1 protein-coding gene and 1 pseudogene are annotated in these 1,386 nt (G+C 66.8%); both read left to right on the top strand.

Going from position 1 to position 1,386, the window contains the following annotated elements:
* The first annotated feature begins 207 nt into the window (after positions 1 to 207).
* Positions 208 to 672, top strand: coding sequence for a DIP1984 family protein (locus KBX50_RS32495; RefSeq protein ID WP_169600112.1), 465 nt, complete (start codon positions 208 to 210; stop codon positions 670 to 672).
* A 515-nt stretch (positions 673 to 1,187) separates the two neighbouring features.
* Positions 1,188 to 1,386: pseudogene (locus KBX50_RS32490) on the top strand (SAM-dependent methyltransferase); the annotation flags it as partial.

Genomic DNA, 1,386 nt, shown 5'->3' with positions numbered 1-1,386 from the left:
ACCGTCCGACGCCACTCACGCCTCCGACAGCAATCACCGATCACCTACGAGAAGAACACCCGCCCGACGCCAGCTACGCTCGCCCCGGCCGCATAAACCCCGTGTCCAGGATCAGGGGTCAAGCCCCCGCCGATCTTGCTGCTCCGTCGTGCCGTGGTCCGGGAAATTGGAAGGCGGCAGTGATCTTCGCTGGGCATACTGGTGCCCATGAAGCTCGCTGAGGCTCTTGCGCTGCGCGCGGATGCGGCGCGTCGCGCCGAACAACTCCGTGCCCGCATCGTCGCCAGTGCTCGATACCAGGAGGGTGAGACGCCTGCCGAAGACGCCGCGGCACTTCTGGTGGAGGCGGGCGAGGTGCTTGGGGAACTGGAGACGCTGATCCGGCGGATCAACCGCACCAACGCCGCCACGCATGTTGAGGGTGGCACACTCACCGACGCGCTGGCCCGCCGCGACGTGCTGCGCTTGCGTCACAGCGTGGTCACCTCTGCCGCCGACGCCGCAGCCGGGGAGGGCCAGCGCGGGTTTCGGCAGTTGCGGTCGGAGCTGAAGATGATCCCGGCGCTGCCCGTGGCGCAGCTGCGGAGCCAGGCCGACGACCTCGCCCGACAACTTCGCGAGGTCGACACCGTGATCCAGCGGACGAACTGGGAGGTTGACCTGCTGGACTGAGAGGTTGCGGAGCAGGTAGCCGACGTGGAGGCGTGCACGAACCCGAGAGCCGGCGGGTAATCCGGTTCACTCCTGGCGCGCCGAGGGCAGGCGCAGGGGTTCGACTCCCCAGCACACAACGCAGGCCCAGCACAGCACACAGGTGACGGCGCACAGGGCACGGCACACTACCGAGTGCAGATCCACGACGGTGAGGGTGGGGCAGGGGCATTCCGTAACCCATACAGATGCAGCTCGTTCCCTACAACGTTCGATGCCCGCACTGATCTGAGCCGCAAGCCGCGCGCTACGCAGCGTTGCGCCGAGCCGGCCCTGGTTCCGTCCGATCGTGCCGATGTGGGTACACGTGATCTTGATGGCATGGCCGACGATCGGTACGGCTTCCGCCTGTGCGGTGAATCGGTCATCGCTCGTTACCGTGCGGTGGCCAGTCACGTGTCGGCGTAAACCAGAGCAGGGCTGAGCCGTGCGGGAATTGGGTAGTCCGATCCGCACGTCGTCGCTACGGTCGCGTGGTGGCCTACCAGCATCCGCTCGCTTACACCTTGGGGCTCGAGGGCGTGTCGTTGCTGCGTGCCTTCGCCGGTGACTACGACCAGGACTTCGTCGAAGCGCGGATCAGCGAGGTCCGGCGCCTTCTGGACAGCCCTGCACTGGACGGTGCCGGAGTCACCGCGGCGCAGGTCGACACCCTGAACGGCTACAAAGTGTGGT

This window comes from Micromonospora sp. C51 (genome assembly GCF_018070435.1).
GTDB classification, from domain to species: Bacteria; Actinomycetota; Actinomycetes; order Mycobacteriales; family Micromonosporaceae; genus Micromonospora; species Micromonospora sediminimaris.
This window is presented reverse-complemented; position numbering and strand designations above follow the sequence as displayed.